Source organism: Neisseria viridiae, assembly GCF_962747995.1.
Lineage (GTDB): Bacteria > Pseudomonadota > Gammaproteobacteria > Burkholderiales > Neisseriaceae > Neisseria > Neisseria viridiae.
The window spans coordinates 55,335-72,670 of record NZ_CAUJAJ010000003.1 but is presented as its reverse complement, the minus strand read 5'-3'; the positions used below and the strand labels follow the sequence as shown (position 1 = coordinate 72,670).

18 protein-coding genes and 2 pseudogenes are annotated in these 17,336 nt (G+C 48.4%); 3 read left to right on the top strand and 17 right to left on the bottom strand.

What is annotated here, in order from left to right:
- Positions 1 to 83: 83 nt before the first annotated feature.
- Positions 84 to 734, top strand: a complete 651-nt coding sequence (locus tag Q9J79_RS03175) for a site-2 protease family protein (protein WP_301912289.1) — start codon at positions 84 to 86, stop codon at positions 732 to 734.
- A gap of 84 nt (positions 735 to 818) precedes the next feature.
- Here Q9J79_RS03175 and Q9J79_RS03170 read toward each other — a convergent pair whose 3' ends face one another.
- Complete coding sequence (locus Q9J79_RS03170; protein WP_301912290.1) at positions 819 to 1,460, bottom strand: GrxB family glutaredoxin; 642 nt, start codon at positions 1,458 to 1,460, stop codon at positions 819 to 821.
- A 142-nt stretch (positions 1,461 to 1,602) separates the two neighbouring features.
- On the opposite strand from Q9J79_RS03170, the gene Q9J79_RS03165 reads away from it, so the two are divergent.
- Complete coding sequence (locus tag Q9J79_RS03165; RefSeq protein ID WP_301912292.1) at positions 1,603 to 3,816, top strand: RelA/SpoT family protein; 2,214 nt, start codon at positions 1,603 to 1,605, stop codon at positions 3,814 to 3,816.
- 83 nt (positions 3,817 to 3,899) lie between these two features.
- Here the strand turns inward: Q9J79_RS03165 and Q9J79_RS03160 are convergent, their stop codons facing one another.
- The 10 genes and pseudogenes from Q9J79_RS03160 to Q9J79_RS03115 form a co-directional block, all read right to left on the bottom strand.
- Positions 3,900 to 4,223, bottom strand: a complete 324-nt coding sequence (locus Q9J79_RS03160; RefSeq protein ID WP_301912293.1) for a ribonuclease E inhibitor RraB — start codon at positions 4,221 to 4,223, stop codon at positions 3,900 to 3,902.
- Entirely contained in the window at positions 4,213 to 4,566 is a 354-nt protein-coding gene (locus tag Q9J79_RS03155; RefSeq protein ID WP_301912295.1) for an immunity protein Imm33 domain-containing protein, read from the bottom strand. The genes Q9J79_RS03160 and Q9J79_RS03155 overlap by 11 nt, the downstream gene beginning before the upstream one ends.
- 309 nt (positions 4,567 to 4,875) lie before the next feature.
- On the bottom strand, positions 4,876 to 5,412 hold the full coding sequence (locus tag Q9J79_RS03150) for a suppressor of fused domain protein (RefSeq protein WP_301912296.1): 537 nt from the start codon (positions 5,410 to 5,412) through the stop codon (positions 4,876 to 4,878).
- A 40-nt stretch (positions 5,413 to 5,452) separates the two neighbouring features.
- Positions 5,453 to 5,995: a suppressor of fused domain protein gene (locus Q9J79_RS03145; RefSeq protein WP_301912298.1), complete on the bottom strand. Its 543-nt coding sequence runs from the start codon at positions 5,993 to 5,995 to the stop codon at positions 5,453 to 5,455.
- A gap of 126 nt (positions 5,996 to 6,121) precedes the next feature.
- Positions 6,122 to 6,349 (bottom strand): hypothetical protein, encoded by a 228-nt coding sequence (locus tag Q9J79_RS03140; RefSeq protein ID WP_196428871.1) that lies wholly within the window; start codon positions 6,347 to 6,349, stop codon positions 6,122 to 6,124.
- A 38-nt stretch (positions 6,350 to 6,387) separates the two neighbouring features.
- Positions 6,388 to 7,062 (bottom strand): annotated as a pseudogene (locus Q9J79_RS03135) (HINT domain-containing protein).
- A gap of 184 nt (positions 7,063 to 7,246) precedes the next feature.
- Positions 7,247 to 7,648: a hypothetical protein gene (locus Q9J79_RS03130; RefSeq protein ID WP_107819530.1), complete on the bottom strand. Its 402-nt coding sequence runs from the start codon at positions 7,646 to 7,648 to the stop codon at positions 7,247 to 7,249.
- Between the two features lie 401 nt (positions 7,649 to 8,049).
- Positions 8,050 to 8,448: pseudogene (locus Q9J79_RS03125) on the bottom strand (MafB family polymorphic toxin); the annotation flags it as partial.
- 202 nt (positions 8,449 to 8,650) lie between these two features.
- Positions 8,651 to 9,283, bottom strand: coding sequence for a DUF805 domain-containing protein (locus Q9J79_RS03120; protein WP_301912299.1), 633 nt, complete (start codon positions 9,281 to 9,283; stop codon positions 8,651 to 8,653).
- A gap of 14 nt (positions 9,284 to 9,297) precedes the next feature.
- The gene (locus Q9J79_RS03115) at positions 9,298 to 9,609 is read right to left on the bottom strand and encodes a hypothetical protein (RefSeq protein ID WP_301912300.1); all 312 of its coding nucleotides are present in this window, start codon (positions 9,607 to 9,609) and stop codon (positions 9,298 to 9,300) included.
- Between the two features lie 136 nt (positions 9,610 to 9,745).
- On the opposite strand from Q9J79_RS03115, the gene Q9J79_RS03110 reads away from it, so the two are divergent.
- Entirely contained in the window at positions 9,746 to 10,084 is a 339-nt protein-coding gene (locus tag Q9J79_RS03110) for a helix-turn-helix domain-containing protein (RefSeq protein ID WP_301912301.1), read from the top strand.
- A 93-nt stretch (positions 10,085 to 10,177) separates the two neighbouring features.
- Here Q9J79_RS03110 and pepN read toward each other — a convergent pair whose 3' ends face one another.
- The 6 genes from pepN to dusB all read right to left on the bottom strand — a co-directional run bounded on the left by pepN (position 10,178) and on the right by dusB (position 17,274).
- Positions 10,178 to 12,781, bottom strand: a complete 2,604-nt coding sequence (pepN, locus tag Q9J79_RS03105) for an aminopeptidase N (RefSeq protein ID WP_301912302.1) — start codon at positions 12,779 to 12,781, stop codon at positions 10,178 to 10,180.
- A 211-nt stretch (positions 12,782 to 12,992) separates the two neighbouring features.
- Complete coding sequence (locus tag Q9J79_RS03100) at positions 12,993 to 13,787, bottom strand: 3'-5' exonuclease (protein ID WP_301912303.1); 795 nt, start codon at positions 13,785 to 13,787, stop codon at positions 12,993 to 12,995.
- A gap of 749 nt (positions 13,788 to 14,536) precedes the next feature.
- A complete protein-coding gene (locus tag Q9J79_RS03095; protein WP_301912304.1) occupies positions 14,537 to 15,406 on the bottom strand; it encodes a lipid A biosynthesis lauroyl acyltransferase in 870 nt (289 codons plus the stop codon).
- Positions 15,407 to 15,455: 49 nt separating this feature from the next.
- A complete protein-coding gene (gene ruvC, locus Q9J79_RS03090) occupies positions 15,456 to 15,992 on the bottom strand; it encodes a crossover junction endodeoxyribonuclease RuvC (protein WP_301912305.1) in 537 nt (178 codons plus the stop codon).
- Between the two features lie 2 nt (positions 15,993 to 15,994).
- On the bottom strand, positions 15,995 to 16,234 hold the full coding sequence (locus tag Q9J79_RS03085; RefSeq protein ID WP_002213092.1) for a Fis family transcriptional regulator: 240 nt from the start codon (positions 16,232 to 16,234) through the stop codon (positions 15,995 to 15,997).
- 29 nt (positions 16,235 to 16,263) lie between these two features.
- Positions 16,264 to 17,274 (bottom strand): tRNA dihydrouridine synthase DusB, encoded by a 1,011-nt coding sequence (dusB, locus tag Q9J79_RS03080; RefSeq protein ID WP_301912345.1) that lies wholly within the window; start codon positions 17,272 to 17,274, stop codon positions 16,264 to 16,266.
- Between the last annotated feature and the right edge of the window lie 62 nt (positions 17,275 to 17,336).

Genomic DNA, 17,336 nt, shown 5'->3' with positions numbered 1-17,336 from the left:
AACAAAATCGGGTTAAATGATATATTGCCGCTTTCATCCGGCAGCCGGTTACGGCTGCGTACCACCTGTTTTAAAGGAAAATCATGTTTCGGAATTTTGACTTGGGCGTATTCTTGCTTGCCGTCCTGCCCGTGCTGCTCGCCATTACCGTCAGGGAGGTGGTACGCGGCTATACGGCGCGCTACTGGGGAGACAACACTGCCGAACAATACGGCAGGCTGACACTGAACCCCCTACCCCATATCGATTTGGTCGGCACGGTAATCTTTCCGCTGATTACGTTGATGTTCACACCGTTTCTAGTTGGTTGGGCACGTCCTATCCCTATCGATTCGCGCAACTTCCGCAACCCTCGCCTTGCCTGGCGTTATGTTGCCGCATCCGGTCCGCTGGCAAATCTGGCGATGGCGGTTCTGTGGGGCGTGGTTTTGGTGCTGACTCCGTATGTCGGCGGGGCGTATCAGATGCCGCTGGCAAAAATGGCAAATTACGGCATCCTGATTAACGCCATTCTGTTTGCGATCAACATCATTCCCATCCTGCCTGGTGACGGCGGCATTTTCATCGACACCTTCCTGCCGGCGAAATATTCTGTCTTATTCCGCAAAATCGAACCCTATGGGACGTGGATTATCCTGCTGCTTCTGCTGACCGGGGGGTTGGGTATGTTTGTCACCCCTGTCGTACAGCTGGTTATGATACTGGTTCAATCCCTCATCGGATGGTTTATTTGAATTGGCGGTTTTTGGGCAGTATGCCGTATTTGCCAAGTACAGGAAAACGCAGCAAGGCTTCCCTGCCTGCCGCGTTTTCCTGTTTTACAATGCCCTGTCAAAATAAAGCGGCACGCCTGATTTTTCACTCATACCGATTAAATAATCCATCGTCTTCCGAGGGAACGCGATGCCGCGCACCACGGTCAGATTCCTCAAAACGGGGAAAACCAAAATATCCTCCATGCCGATTCCGCCGTTGATGCCGTCTGAAGTACCGTCCATCAAATTCTCCAACTCTTGCAAATCTGCGTTTATCCGTTTGAGGTATTGGGCGGTTTTATTCAAATTGGCAGAAAAGCTGCCGATGCTTTTCTCTTTTTTATCTGTAAAATATTTCACCGCTTCCGGCGTTGCAAATTCAGGCAGCCCGATTTTGATCACGCGCGGCTGAACCAGTTTGTTGTTGTATCCACCCACCTTGTCCAGCCACGCCTGTATCTCGGGGCGGACTTCGTCTTTCAGACGGCCTTCGCGGTCGAAATGCCGCACAATGTCCAAACTCTCTCCCATAAACGAACCGTCTTCTTTTTGCAGGATGGGCACTTGTTTCGCGCCAATCATGCCGATCGGCGTTGCCTCGTCGTCGTTTGCCAGCACGGCTTCCTCAACGTCCGCGCCAAACAGCCCGGCAGCCATCCGCGCACGCACGCAAAACGGGCAATGGTCGTAAATATACAGTTTCATCAAAATATTCCTCGTCAACCTGTCGGTATCGGCTACCTTAACACCCTGCGCCGCCCGAAACAAGTTTATCTTCCCGCCTATGCACCGCAAATAAATAAGCTGTTACAATAAACTCGTTTTTATCGGAACGGAAGACCCCATCATGACCGCCATCAGCCCGATTCAAGACACGCAAAGCGCGACCCCGCAAGAATTGCGCGAATGGTTCGACAGCTACTGCGCCGCGCTGCCGGACAACGATAAAAAACTGGTCTTAGCCGCCCGTTCGCTGGCGGAAGCACATTACCCCGCCGATGCCGCCACGCCGTATGGCGAGCCGTTGCCCGACCACTTCCTCGGTGCGGCGCAGATGGTCGACGAACTCGACCTGCTGCCCGATGCCGTCGCCGCCACCCTGCTTGCCGACATCGGACGCTACGTCCCCGATTGGAACCTATTGATTTCCGAACGCTGCAACAGCACCGTCGCCGAGTTGGTCAAAGGTGTGGACGAAGTACAAAAGCTCACCCACTTCGCCCGCGTGGACAGCCTCGCCACGCCCGAAGAACGCGCCCTGCAGGCCGAAACTATGCGGAAAATGCTGCTGGCGATGGTTACCGACATCCGCGTCGTGTTAATCAAACTGGCGATGCGTACGCGTACCCTACAATTTTTAAGCAATGCCCCCGACAGCCCCGAAAAACGCGCCGTTGCCAAGGAAACCCTCGACATTTTCGCCCCGCTCGCCAACCGCTTGGGCGTGTGGCAACTCAAATGGCAGCTCGAAGACCTCGGCTTCCGCCATCAAGAACCCGAAAAATACCGCGAAATCGCGCTGCTTTTGGACGAAAAACGCACCGAACGTCTCGAATATATTGAAAACTTCCTCAATATCCTGCGTACGGAACTGAAAAAATACAATATCCACTTCGAAGTCGCCGGCCGCCCGAAACACATCTACTCCATTTACAAAAAAATGGTGAAGAAAAAACTCAGCTTCGACGGGTTGTTCGACATCCGCGCCGTGCGGATTCTGGTTGATACCGTCCCCGAGTGTTACACCACGCTGGGCATCGTCCACAGCCTCTGGCAGCCGATTCCGGGAGAGTTCGACGACTACATCGCCAATCCCAAAGGCAACGGCTATAAAAGTTTGCACACCGTCATCGTCGGCCCCGAAGACAAAGGCGTGGAAGTGCAAATCCGCACCTTCGATATGCACCAATTCAACGAATTCGGTGTCGCCGCCCACTGGCGTTACAAAGAGGGCGGCAAAGGCGATTCAGCCTACGAACAAAAAATCGCCTGGTTGCGCCAACTCTTGGATTGGCGCGAAAATATGGCGGAGAGCGGCAAGGAAGACCTCGCCGCCGCTTTCAAAACCGAGCTTTTCAACGACACGATTTATGTCCTGACCCCGCACGGCAAAGTCCTCTCCCTGCCCACGGGCGCGACCCCCATCGACTTCGCCTACTCCCTGCACAGCAGCATCGGCGACCGTTGCCGCGGCGCGAAAGTCGAAGGGCAAATCGTGCCGCTGTCCACCCCGCTCGAAAACGGACAGCGCGTCGAAATCATTACCGCCAAAGAAGGGCATCCTTCCGTCAACTGGCTCTACGAAGGCTGGGTCAAATCCAGCAAGGCAATCAGCAAAATCCGTGCCTACATCCGTCAGCAAAACGCCGACACCGTGCGCGAAGAAGGCCGCGTCCAACTCGACAAGCAGCTTGCCAAACTCACGCCCAAACCCAACCTGCAAGAGCTTGCCGAAAACCTCGGCTACAAAAAACTCGACGACCTCTACACCGCCGTCGGACAGGGCGAAATTTCCAACCGCGCCATCCAGAAAGCCTGCGGTACGCTGAACGAACCGCCGCCCGTGCCCGTCAGCGAAACCACCATCGTCAAACAGTCGAAAATCAAAAAAGGCGGCAAAACCGGCGTGCTCATCGACGGCGAAGACGGCCTGATGACCACGCTGGCCAAATGCTGCAAACCCGCGCCGCCCGACGACATTGTCGGCTTCGTTACCCGCGAGCGCGGCATTTCCGTCCACCGTAAAACCTGCCCCTCTTTCCAACACCTCGCCGAACACGCGCCCGAAAAAGTGCTGGACGCAAGCTGGGCGGCGTTGCAGGAAGGGCAAGTGTTTGCCGTCGATATCGAAATCCGCGCCCAAGACCGCTCAGGGCTTTTACGCGACGTATCCGACGCACTCGCCCGCCACAAACTCAACGTTACCGCCGTGCAAACCCAGTCCCGCGACTTGGAAGCCAGCATGAGGTTCACGCTCGAAGTCAAACAAGTCAACGACCTCCCGCGCGTCCTCACCAGCCTCGGCGACGTCAAAGGCGTATTGAGCGTTACCCGGCTTTAAATACAAAAATGCCGTCTGAAAGACGAATATCGTTTCAGACGGCATTTTGATTACCGGTTTTTTAGCCTGACCGACATTTTCCGTTAGTTCCCATACAAACTAAAACCTTCGTAATTACAATCATTCTTTTGTGCAATATCAAATAACGTAGTTTCAATAGCTAAAATATTTTCAAGAGAAGGGACGATATTGACGAAACAATAGCAAGTCCACATTTCTCCGAATTCATTTTGCTCAATACTGATTTGAAAATCTTGCCGATAAGAAATGAGCCGGCTTTCTATTGATTGCAGATTCTTTTGAGAACCTCCTATAAAAAACTCTATTATCATAGGTTTTGTCAAATCAAACCCTAGTTCTTGATATTGTTTCAGTACATCTGAAGTAGATTTTTCGTCAATTATCATTTAATAGCAACTCATCAAACCATACGTCTTCATAACCGTTTTCCCCAATTAAAAAACGGTAACCGGGCGGAAGTGTCAAAAAGGGGATGATTTCGGGTCGCCATATTTGCAAATGGAAAGTATGCAAGGGCAGGAAAAAATTTTTATCATGGGAGAAGTTTTCACCGGCCCAGATATACCAACCGTTCGTATCGCCTTTGGAACGGTGCCTTAACCCGTTAATCGGATACAGGTCTGTCTGTTTGACATTTTCAGCAACACCGATTTTTGAAACATCGGAAACAGGATATATTTCTGTATTATATTTTTTACAAATTATTATTTGTTCATTTTTTATTCCCATTACTCAGTTTCCTTTTCTGTTCTTTTGAATATTGGCTTAATCTCCCTCCTTGTTTTACAGAACAAGTCGGACATTGCGCTTATACCGATTCAATTGCCACGGTTTCATCTTGCTTCGTCTTTGGCAAGGATACGGGCAATAATTTTTCAGCCGTCTGCCGTTTTGACTAAAGCACCGACGTATAAGGGACGGAGATAGGATTTTTGAAGAACTCAGCTCCCAGTATCCTGTTCCATTCATCAGAATGCCGTCTGAAAAGCCCAAACTTGTTTCAGACGGCATCGGATTGCCGAATTTTCATCCGACCTGTCAGACGGTGCTTGCACGATTTATATCTAAATAATCAATACCTAGCTCATCAAATCTTGTTTCCAATTCTTCTACCGAATGAGTCTCTACAAAAAGTCTCTCTTGATGAGTAATCGGCAATAACCAGAAAAATCGGACATTCTCCATATATTCCAACTCTTGCCCATAAGGATAAGGCAGAGAAATCAGAAAATGCCGAAAGGATGATTGCTCAACCCACGCTCTGCCGATATTGACCGTTTTTCCTAATTGAAATCGATCGGGATAATGCATACTTGCCGATGCCAGCATTGCCAAGGTCTCAATATGTTCAGGCGTTTCAAACGGGCTGACGATAAAAAACTCCCGTCCTAAAAATGAGCCCATCCCAGAGCTGACATAAACCCAGGGCTCATCTGCATGATTAGGAATCACTTGGAAAACTTGGAAATCGGGAAGTTCTTCAACAATCCTTCCTAAAGTCCAAGTAAATCCTTTAATATCATGATGTTTCCAAAATTTTTGCAAGTGAGATAAAACAGTTTGGTTATAGTCCATGCTTTTTAGCCTGTTTTCAAAGGTCGTCTGAAGAAGGTATTTACCAAACAAACGGTTTCCGATTCATATCCGAAAGGTTGTCAACTTCATTATCCAACAAGAACTGCTCAAAAGCATTCCAACCTTTCTTTTCTACCAATTCTGCTTCCTGTTTATACAAGGGAACAAGCAAAGGGAAAACGATATTGTAGTGTTCGCCATAACAGACTTGGAAATCATCGTCGAAATAAAATGGGGCGGAAACGTACAGTGCGTCCATTTTTGTTGAATCAACAATGCTTCTGGGCAAATAAACAACCTGTCCCCGAAGAAGGATTTTTTTGTTCTCAATGATGGTTTCTGCCAACCATCTTAAAAATGGGAAAATCTGATTTTCATCATATTTTAAAGAACATACGAAAAGTATTTCAAATCTGCTTTTATAATTCAGATCATGTTTGCTTAACCCTAAAGTAATATAAGTTTTCAAAGCCCTGTCAGGGGAAGAGGGAATAGCTGCGATATTTAATTTGTACTGACTTCCCGAATCGCTTTTCGAGCCATGAGAAATAGTGCCTATATATTTTTCAATATGATTAATCATATTTTTCTTAGCTTCCCATCATCGTATCGAATAATCATAGACCGGATTGAGACAAAACGCCTTGTTCCCATTGATAGAAAGTCCGTCTGAAAAGTAAAAGCGTTTCAGACGGACTACGTTTGCCGACTATCCGACCCACTTTATTATCCAATGAGATTCTTGCAGGTATTCTTTTAATATTTCTAAGTTTTCGACCCAGTCATCGTAACTGTCAAATGATGAGAATTTGTCATTTGAAGATAACAGTATCAGAAATCCCCCGGTATTTTCCCAATCGTCAATAATTTTTATGAATTTTTCTTCAGGATTGACCCCATTCAGGATAACCCCCAAAGTATTGAATTTTATTTCCATAGACATCCCCTAATCTTTAATGGGAATATGGTCATTTGTTAGTGGTTTTTTTTATTCGGGTCTATCCTTTCCAAATGGATATGCGGTATATTTGGTGCATGATTTCCCTCTAAAGAGTTGTTATCAATCCTAAATTGCCTTGTGCCCGCTTTGTTCCGATAAACGCCGCTACCTGATTTACCAATTTCTTTATATTCGGAGCCTAAGTATTTAATTCCAGCATCTAAGGCTTCATCAGAAGATAAAGTATGCTTACTTGTTATATTACCTCTTTGAGTATTGGTTTCATTGATAACAGCATTAATTTTTCTTGAAGATTTTTCATACGGACAATCATTATGAACCCAAACCCCTTCCGTTTCCGCCTTATCACCCTTGACGAAGTAAGTATGCCAGTCGTCAACGGTCAGATTGTAGGCTTTGAGCGGCTGCTGTTTGAGGGTAATGTTTTGAACCGTCTGTTTTGCACCGCTTTCGGAAAGCAGGGTGTCGCCTTTTTTCAGACGACCTGCCTGTATCCATTTTCCTTGACTGTAAAACGGGTGGATTTTATTGGAAACGAGGGTCTGTATTTTACCGATGCCGCCTGAAACTTTAATGTAAACGGTTTCCCGATACGGATTGCCGTATCAGGCGGTAACGGGTTTGTATCCCGTTTTTCCGCTTGCCTCGTCCTTGGAAAGGACGCGGTCGCCGACTCGGATACGGGCGATGGTTTTGTAGCCGTCTGCCGTTTTGACTAAAGCACCGACGTATAAGGGACGGAGGCAGGATTTTTGAAGAACTTAGTTCCCAATATCCTGTTTCATTCATCAAAATGCCGTCTGAACGCCGAATACCGCTTCAGACGGCATTTTGATTATTGGGTTTTTAATCAGAGCTTTGTTTGATAATTTGTTATTTTGAATAAAATACAGGTTCTGTCGAGCTGATAACTTCTATTACAGAATCGCTAAAAAAGAAAATATAAGCCTTATAATATTTCTTTTCAAAAAAATCAAAACTTTCTTCTTTCAACCAGTCCATATAACCGTCGTCTATTATCTCGAAAAAATAATTTGCAGTAGGATTCCCATCCGAATTATTTTCTGTTTTATTTTCGAATAAATATTCTGAAAATTTTACTTTATAAGATTCATCCGTTATTTGAAAATGAATTATATTGTCGATAAATATTTCAATATTTAATTCATAATTTCGGTCGGATGCCAAAATGTTCACATCTTGTTCGGTAACACAAATTTTGTCCACATAAAATCTGTGATTATTGTTAGAAAATTGTAATGGTTTAATCTTCATCATCGTTTTCCATATCTGATTTTTGTTTTCTTATTGCCCTGCTGGATTTCTAAAGTAGGTCTACCATCCGTACTGTCCATTCTCACATTTACTTTCCTACCATCGGCTAACTCACCGATTAATTTTTTATCTCCCCGGTTTTGAATATTTTTTGCTTTTAAAGCATTAAAATCAGAAACTGCCTTATCAAAATCACCGGATTTCTCATATTGCTTAGTCCTGCCTTTAGTTTCCCTTCCCTTTTCAGCATCTCTTAAGATGCTATTTACCCTCTTATCTGATTGATTTTTAACGATACTATTTGAAACCTTATTATCCAAATTTATCGTATTTTTTTGATTATTTGCAATACGTCTCAGTGCTGAAGTTTCTTCAGAGATGTGCTTTGAATAAGAAGCAACAGCAAAATCCCCGCTAACCGCGGCCTTCCCCGGTTTTGCCGCCTTTGCCAGCTTCGCGACTTTGGCGGCGGCAACGTTGAAGACGGCTTCGACGGTTTCGGCGGCATTGGGGTTTTCCTGTATCCACCGGTCAACGGCTTCGCGCGTATTCTTTTCAAAGCCTGCCACGCTGCCCAAGCCGCCGATGGCGGCGAATTTGCCCTCGGCGGGCAAGGGGGCGATGTTGCGCGGGTCGCCGAAGAGGTGGTATTTGCCTCCGGGTTCGAAATTTGTCCGATCGATATTCTGCCTGATGAACGGGTCTTGCGCCAATTCTGCGGCGAGGGCGGGCTGTATGAGTGCGGCCGCCGCTACGGCGCAGGCGGCAAGTAGGTTTGTTAGTCTTCGCGGCGGTTTCACGGTTTATCCTCCTTTGCGGTGGTCATACCGATTGGTGTGTTTCAGGCGGCGGTAATAATGGGGACGCTGTGTTTGCGACAAAATATTTGTTTGGTTTTGAATGGGTTTGAGTGTAAAGGGATTTTAAGGGTTTGTAAACGAAAGAGGCAAAAATGCCGTCTGAAAGCCGGATAACGCTTCAGACGGCATTTTGATGAAAGATTTAGTTCTCAGGCAGTCCACCCCATTGGTTATCTTCGTTTACAGAAGCTTGACAACACAAAACAATCAACCAAATCGGACCAATAAGCGGAACAAGTACAATCAAGAACCACCATCCTGATTTACCGATATCATGGAGTCGGCGTACACCGACTGATAGGTGCGGGATAACTAAAGCAATAACAAAAAGCCAATATAAAAGACTGAAAATACTACCAAGGCTTTCATTGATTTCAAACATTATCACAGCGACAAATAAAATAGCTACCTCTGCAACTGCACTAAACAGCGCAAATCCCCAAAATTCTCTTTTAGAAGCACGACCTGAAAATTGGGCATACCGTTTGGTCAATGTTTCCAAGAACAAAGCAAAGAGAGAAAGCTGTCCATTTTCATTGCGGGTTTGGGAGGCATTTTGCAAAACAGTTGCAACCCCTCCGGTCGAACTTGCGCCCAAAGCTTTATAAACAGCTACCGCCTGCCCATCTTCATCAACATCAAAATCGACTTTCATCCCTCGTGTTGGTACGCCCTGTTCTTTCCATTCTTCGTTTTTAAATGGATAGCGTTTACCGTCCTCACTGCTAATCAAACCGCCAGCTTGAATCGAGAAATCTAAAATTTGACCTTTCATCGTTTTAAATTCCTTTAGTTATTTACTTCCACGATATATTCTTTGTTTTCTTTGTTCTGCCACCTGATGGAATAAGTAATGTCCTTACTGATTCTCGTCGTGGTCAGCGTAGCAGAACACACCCTGATTCCTGCTTCATTATTAGCTGCAGTCTCCTCTACATCATCCAATGAAACAAACTGACCGATAAAGAACGATTTCTGGTTAACAATCTTCTTCACCAAACCTTCTGCCTCGCTGGAACCACATGAAGGCAAACCACCCATACAACCCGTCAATAACATTGCCGGGAGAACTCCGGCAAAAATACCATTTCTGATTTTCATTTCCTATCCCAAAATAAGTGAGGTTTAAAAATAAAGTACAGTAAAACTGTATTAAGTATTGCATTAAAATATTTTTTAGTCAATAAATACATTAATACAATTTAAAAAGAGTCTGCCTGTCTCTAAGATTCATTTCATGAACATTAGTCACGCAATCAGATTCTTAAGGAAACAAAAGGGATGGACTCAGCAGCAGCTTGCTGATTTTGCCAACACCTCAAAAAGCAATATTTCCAATCTTGAAAACGGCAACCAAGGATATAGCGAATCTATCCTAAAATATCTGTCAGAAGCCTTGGACTGCCCCGTTTCGTCTATTTTTCTATTGGCAGAAAATTTAGAAAGACAGCAAAACAATACCGCAACAAATATGGAAGATATGCCCATCGAACTTATCTTCATGCAACTCCCCACGCCTTTGCAGCAGTCGTTCAAATCCCTCATGATTCAGACATTGAAACAGACTTCTCTATAAAAGGATTAATTGCCCAATATTTCAAAATACAAAAATGCCGTCTGAAAAGCGGAACGAGCTTTCAGACGGCATCGTTTTTTCTGTTTGACGGCCTCAATCCAAAATCTTGCCGACGATTTCGCCCACGTCTTTCGACAAGCCTTCCTGCGCCCGAATACGCTGCAATTCTTGTTTCACCAAGTTTTTACGGTGCGGCTCGAGCTTGTTGCAGAGGTTGAACGCCTGCACTAAACGGGCGGCGACCTGCGGATTGAAGCGGTCGATTTCGATGACTTTGTCGGCGATGAAGCGGTAGCCGCTGCCGTTTTCTGCGTGGAAATGCGGGACGTTGCGGCTGAAGCTGCCGATAAGCGAGCGGGCTTTGTTGGGGTTTTCGAGGCTGAACTTCGGATGCTGCAAGGCGGTTTGAACCTGTTGCAGAGTGTCGCTGCGGCGGCTTGAGCCGACGAGGGCGAAATATTTGTCCATCACCAGCGCATCGTCTGAAAACTTGTCGGCAAACTGCGCCAGCAGGCGGTTGCGCGTATCGCTTTCGTTGCCGTTGACGGCGGACAGGATGCCCCATTCGTGGGTCATGTTTTGCGCCATTTCGCCGTATTTTTCGGCAACGGTTTCGATGTGTGCGGGGTCGGCGCGCAGGACAAAGGCGCGGCAGACGTTGCGCAGCGTGCGCCAGCCGGCGGTTTCGGGGCTGTATTCGTAGCTTTGGTTTTCCTGCTTCGCCGCCTGACGGTTCAATTCGTGCCATTTCAGCAGAAAGCGGACGGCAAGCGTATCCAACAAGGCTTCGCGCGCCTGATGGTAGCGCAGCGGGTCGATGTTTTCCGTGCCGTCCCATAATTCGGCTTCGGACGGCACGCCCAAAAGCAGGGCTTTGAAGGCGTTGTCCAAGAGGTCGTCTGAAATGACTTTTTCGACGGCGGCAAGCAGTTTTTCATGTTTCGGCAACCCGATGCCGTCTGAAAGCGCGGCAAGGTTGGCGGCGACGGCGCGGCGGTAGAGCGTTTGCGCGGCTTCCCAGCGCGTGAAGGCGTCGCTGTCGTGGGCGAGCAGGAGCAGCAGGTCGTCGTCGCTGTACGGATAGTTCAGGTGCACCGGCGCGCTGAACCCGCGCAGCAGCGAGGGAACGACGGCTTCGGTTACACCTTCGAGCAGGAAGGTCTGTTCGGCTTCGGTCAGCAGCAATACGGCTTCGGTCGCGCGTTTGCCCTGATAATCGAATGCCACCGCTTCGCCGTTGCGGTTCAGCAGCCCGATTTTGACGGGAATCATCATCGGCTGTTTATCCGCCATATCGGGCGTGGGCGGCACGGTTTGTTTGACGGTCAACTCGAAAATATTGTTTTTCAGACGGCCTTCCGCTTCCAAAACGGGCGTGCCTGCCTGACTGTACCACAAGGCGAACTGGTCGAGATTGATGCCGTTCGCGTCCGCCATCGCCGCGCGGAAATCGTCGCAGGTCACGGCCTGGCCGTCGTGGCGTTGGAAATAGAGCTTCATGCCTTTTTGGAAGCCCTCTTCGCCGAGCAGGGTGTGATACATCCGCACCACTTCCGCGCCTTTTTCATAAACGGTCATGGTGTAGAAATTGTTCATCTCCTCATAGCTGGCGGGGCGCACCGGATGCGCCGTCGGGCCTGCGTCTTCGGGGAACTGGTGCTGGCGCAAAAGGCGGATGTTTTCGATGCGGCGCACGGCGCGGCTGGCGCGGTCGCCGGAAAATTCTTGGTCGCGGAACACGGTCAGCCCTTCCTTCAACGAAAGCTGGAACCAGTCGCGGCAGGTCACGCGGTTGCCCGTCCAGTTGTGGAAATACTCGTGTCCGACCACGGATTCGATGCCTTCAAAATCGGTATCGGTGGCGGTACGGCTGTCGGCAAGGACGAACTTGGTATTAAAAATGTTCAAACCCTTGTTTTCCATCGCACCCATATTGAAATCGCCTACGGCGACGACCATGAAAATATCCAAGTCGTATTCCAAGCCGAAGCGCGTTTCGTCCCACTTCATCGCGTTTTTCAAGGATTCCACGGCAAAGCCGACCTTGGGCTTGTCCGCTTCGGTGGTGTAAAACTCGATTTTGACGTTTCTGCCGCTCATGGTGGTGAAATAGTCTTCCGTTACCGCCAAATCGCCCGCGACCAAAGCAAACAGATAGCTCGGTTTGGCAAACGGGTCTTCCCATTTCACCCAATGGCGGCCGTCTGAAAACTCGCCGCCGTCGATTTTGTTGCCGTTGGAAAGCAAAACGGGATAGCGTTTTTTATCTGCGACAATGGTGGTTGTGAACTTGGACATCACATCAGGACGGTCGATGTAAAACGTGATTTTGCGGAAGCCCTCCGGCTCGCACTGGGTAAACAGATTGCCGCCGGAAGCATACAGCCCCATCAGCGATTTGTTTTCCGCCGGCAGGATTTCGGTTTCCACTTCGACGGTGAAGCGTTCGGATGGCACGCCTGCAATCGTCAGCGTCTCACTTTCCAACACATAATCCGCCGCCGCCCCGTTGATTTTGACGGACAAGAGTTTCGCCGAACCGTCCAACACCAGCGGCTCCCCTACCCTCTGCGGCTCAACCGTCAAACGCGACTTCACGACGGTTTGCGGTTCGGCAATATCAAAATGCAGGTCGGTTTCGAGAATGCGGTAGGCAGGCGTTTGGTAATCTTTCAGATAACGGACGGTTTTGCTCATTTTTTTCTTTCAATATTGTTTGGTTTGACTGGAAAAGGCTTCAGACGGCACGGATACAGCTTTTAAAGCGGATTAACAAAAATCAGGACAAGGCGACGAAGCCACAGACAGTACAGATAGTACGGGCTGTACCGGTTTGAATTTAATCCACCATATGCCGTCTGAAACCGAAACGGCGGCACAAGCGTACCGCCTTCGGACAGCAGTTTTTCTATTTCCACGCTTGGACAAATTCTGCCCAATGCGGTTTATCTTCTGTTTGGGCGGAAAGATAGTTTCTAATCCGCTTGATTTCCATTTCGTATTCGTCCGCGTCGAATCTGCCGCTGACCAGACAGAAACGCAGATACATCAAATACGTATTCACGGCATCGGTTTCGCAATAATTGCGGATTTCCTTCAGCCTGCCCGCGTGGAACGCATCCCACACCTTGCTGCCGTCCATACCCAGCTTGCCCGGAAAACCGCACAGTTTCGCCATATCGTCCAGCGGCACGTTTGCCCTCGGCTGGTAAAGCGCGAGCAAATCCATCAAATCGCAGTGGCGTTGGTGATAACGGCTGATATAGTTGTTCCACTTGAAATCGCGGCTGTCGCCGAAATCGCCGTCGCCCATATCCCAATAGCGCGCGGCGTTGATGCCGTATATCAGGGAGCGGTAATGCAGTACGGGCAGGTCGAAACCGCCGCCGTTCCAACTGACCAGTTGCGGCGTATGTTTTTCAATCAATTCGAAAAATTTGGCAATGACCACTTCCTCGCCGTCATCCATCTCGCCGATTGTACCGACATGGACTTTATCCTGCCCCCAACGCATGCAGCACGAAATCGCCACAACCTGATGAAGATGATGCTGCATAAAATCGCCGCCCGTTTGGGCGCGGCGTTTCTGCTGCGCGAACAGCACCACTTCGTCGTCCGGCAGGGAAGACGGCAAGTCATACAGCGTACGGATACCCTGCACATCGGGTACGGTTTCAATATCGAAAGCCAAAATCGTATTCATGGCAGTACCTTGCATTCAAAAACGGACTTGCGCCTATTGTGTCATTAAAAGGCGGATAAAAAAAGAGGCAACCCCCCACAGGATTGCCCCAATACCTCAAATCAGAGATTTACGCTTCACAAACAATACAGGCTTCCGCCTGCGGCTTTGCCCGCGTAGCTCAACTCTACGCCGGCAAACTTTCGTTTCACCGTTTCCGATGAAACCCCGACCAATCGCAAGATTGACTGGAAAATCCTTTCAGACGGCATTTCCTGCCTGTCGTGTAATTCCATGTAGCGAAATGTACGCCATTTTCTACGCTTTGCCAAGCATTTTTTACAATATAAATGTCAAAACATTAATTTTATAAAATTGCTGAAAATATTAAATATATGAATTTTTATTTTAAATATTTTAATAAATATTAATTTAATTTTGATTTATATTTAAATTTAAGCATAAAATGTTAAATATTAAAGGAAATATGAAAAGCATATATTAAATATTTATTTATAACGCTATGTTTTTAAAGAAAATTAATTTTAATATATTAACTAGATTGTCTGCATATATTCATGGGTTTGCGGTATTTCTTCCAAAACCTGATTCAAATTTCCCGACCAAGTCTTAAAAATATTGTTCTTGAGATACTTAAATAGCAGCGATTATCAAATGAAATCTGTTCATATAATCTGCCATTTCGCATTTAAAAAAACAATCAGGAGTTTCGACTCGAAACGCCTGATATGTTTTGTAATTTTACGTAGTCAGTAAAAATCGGGGCTGCCTTCCGGACGGGTTTTAAAACGCTTGTGCAGCCAAAAATATTGTTCCGGATGTTCGCGCACCCTGTCTTCGATAAAACGGTTCATGCGCTGCGCGTCGGCCTGCGCATCTTCACTCGGAAAGGATTCCCAAGCCGGGTAGAATTGCAATGTAACCGTATTGTCCGCCTCCCTGACGGGGATGGCGGGTATCACTTTTGCATTTGCAAGCGCGGCAATGCGGCTCAAGCCGGTAATCGTTGCCGTCTGAATGCCGAAAAAATCCACAAAAACCGACTCGTTGCGTCCGAAATCCTGATCGGGCAGATACAGAAACGGCGCGCTGCTTTTGCGGAACTGTTTGACGAGGGCGCGCAGCCCTTCAGTACGCCCGATGAGGAAAACATTGTTATAGCGGTTGCGGCCTTTCAAAATCTGTTCATCCAACATCTTATTTTTTTGATGGGAATACATACTGATCAGCGGAACATCCTGATTAAGCGCATATACCGCCATCTCGAACGCGGTAAAGTGCGGATACAGGATGATGACTTTTTCCCCTGCCGACAATGCCTCATCCAGATAATGTTTGTTGCGGTAACGCACCAGCGACTTCAAACGTCCTGCGGGCGCATACCAGTATAAACCGTACTCCAGCATCAACTTCGCCATGTGTTTGAAATGCTGCTTCAATACGGTTTTACGCTTTTCCTCACTCCATTCGGGAAAACATTTTGCCAAATTGATTTCCCCAACCCTTCGGCGGGGTTTGACCAGACGGTAGGCAAGCAAACCCGTCAGGTCAGCAAGTTTGTGCAGCAGCGCAAACGGCAAAAACCGCAGGACATACAAAATAAAAAATATGAACTTCATCTTGATACACATTTCCTTTTCAGGGAGATAACGAAAATGCCGTCTGAAACTATTGGAATCTGCCGCGCTTGACCTGCATCCCGGAGGGGCTGAGTTTGGACGCAAGCCCATGGTTGCGCAAGGCATGGGTCAAGGCCACCGCCAAACCGTCGGCGGCATCCGACTGAGGCGTTCCCGATAAGCCGAGCATCTGCACCACCATATGCTGCACCTGTTCTTTTGCCGCCTTACCCTTGCCGACTACCGCCTGTTTGACCTGCAAGGCGGTGTATTCCGAAACGGGCAAACCATGGCTGACCAAAGCCGCCAATGCCGCCCCCCTAGCCTGCCCCAACATCAGCGTCGATGCAGGATTGACGTTGACGAAAACCTGTTCCACTGCCGCCTGTTGAGGCTTGTAAACGGTAACGACTTCGCCGATATGCCGCACAATCACGGCAATCCTGTCTGCCAGAGGCGCATCGGCAGGCGTTTTGATGCAGCCGGAGGCGACGTAAAAATGATCGCGTCCCCTGACATCGATGACACCGAAACCCGTTACGCGGCTGCCCGGGTCAATGCCCAAGATACGGACGGTTGCCGACATATTCACAGCAAACCGTGTTGAATCAGTTTTTTACGCAAGGTATTACGGTTCAGCCCCAACATGACGGAGGCTTTGGACTGATTACCGCCGCATTGCTCCATCACGCACACCAGCAGCGGCTTTTCCACCTGATGCAATACCATATCGTACACGCCGCAAGGTTCGGTTCCGTTCAGGTCTTTGAAATATTGTTCTAAATTTTGTCTGATACATTGAGAAATATCGGGAAGGGTATGGGGCATGATTGCACTTTCAAAGGATAATCAAGTGTTCAGAAGGCATTTGGGCGGTAGCCGCACGCCCAACGGTCGGTTTTTTCGGCAAGCCTTTCAAGATAACCTGCAAGCATGTCGTATTGCGCCGCCGCACTGTCCAAGTAGTTGATTTCACGACGTGTCTGTTCACCGTCGGGCATTTCGTCGATGTACCAGCCTATGTGTTTGCGTGCGATGCGCACACCGGCGGTGTCGCCATAAAACGCGTGCATGGCTCGGATGTGGTTCAAAATAGTAGCTGTGCATTCTGCCAAACTCAAAGCAGGCGGCAAAACACCGTGTTCGGCGTAATGTTTCAAATCACGGAAGAACCACGGCCTGCCTTGCGCACCGCGCCCTATCATGATGCCGTCTGCGGCGGTTTGTTTGAGGACGGCTTGGGCTTTTTGCGGCGAAGTAATGTCGCCATTGACCCAGACCGGGATGTTCAGACGGCATTTGGTTTCGGCAATGAGTTCGTAACGCGCCTCGCCTTTGTACATTTGCGTGCGCGTGCGTCCGTGGACGGCAAGGGCGGCAATGCCGCAATCTTCGGCGATGCGGGCGACGGCAGGCAGGTTTTTGTGGTCGTCGTGCCAGCCCAAACGGGTTTTGAGGGTAACGGGTACGCCTGCCGCACGGACGACGGCTTCCAAAATGGCGGCAACCAGCGGCTCGTCCTGCATCAGCGCGCTGCCGGCTTGGACGTTGCACACTTTCTTGGCGGGACAGCCCATGTTGATGTCAATGACCTGCGCCCCGAGTCCGACGTTGTAACGCGCGGCATCCGCCATCTGCTGCGGATCGCTGCCGGCAATCTGCACGGCAACGATGCCGCCTTCATCGGTAAAATCGCTGCGGTACAGGGTCTTTTTGGTATTTCTAAGCGTCGGGTCGCTGGTCAGCATTTCGCACACCGCCCAACCTGCGCCAAAATCTCGGCAGAGGCGGCGGAAGGGTTTGTCGGTAATGCCCGCCATCGGCGCAAGTGCGATGGGGTTGTCGATAAAATAGCCGCCGATGTGCATAATGGGCCCGCGTTTCAAAAAAGTACGCCATTGTACATTTTTTAAGCAGGATTTCCAATCTC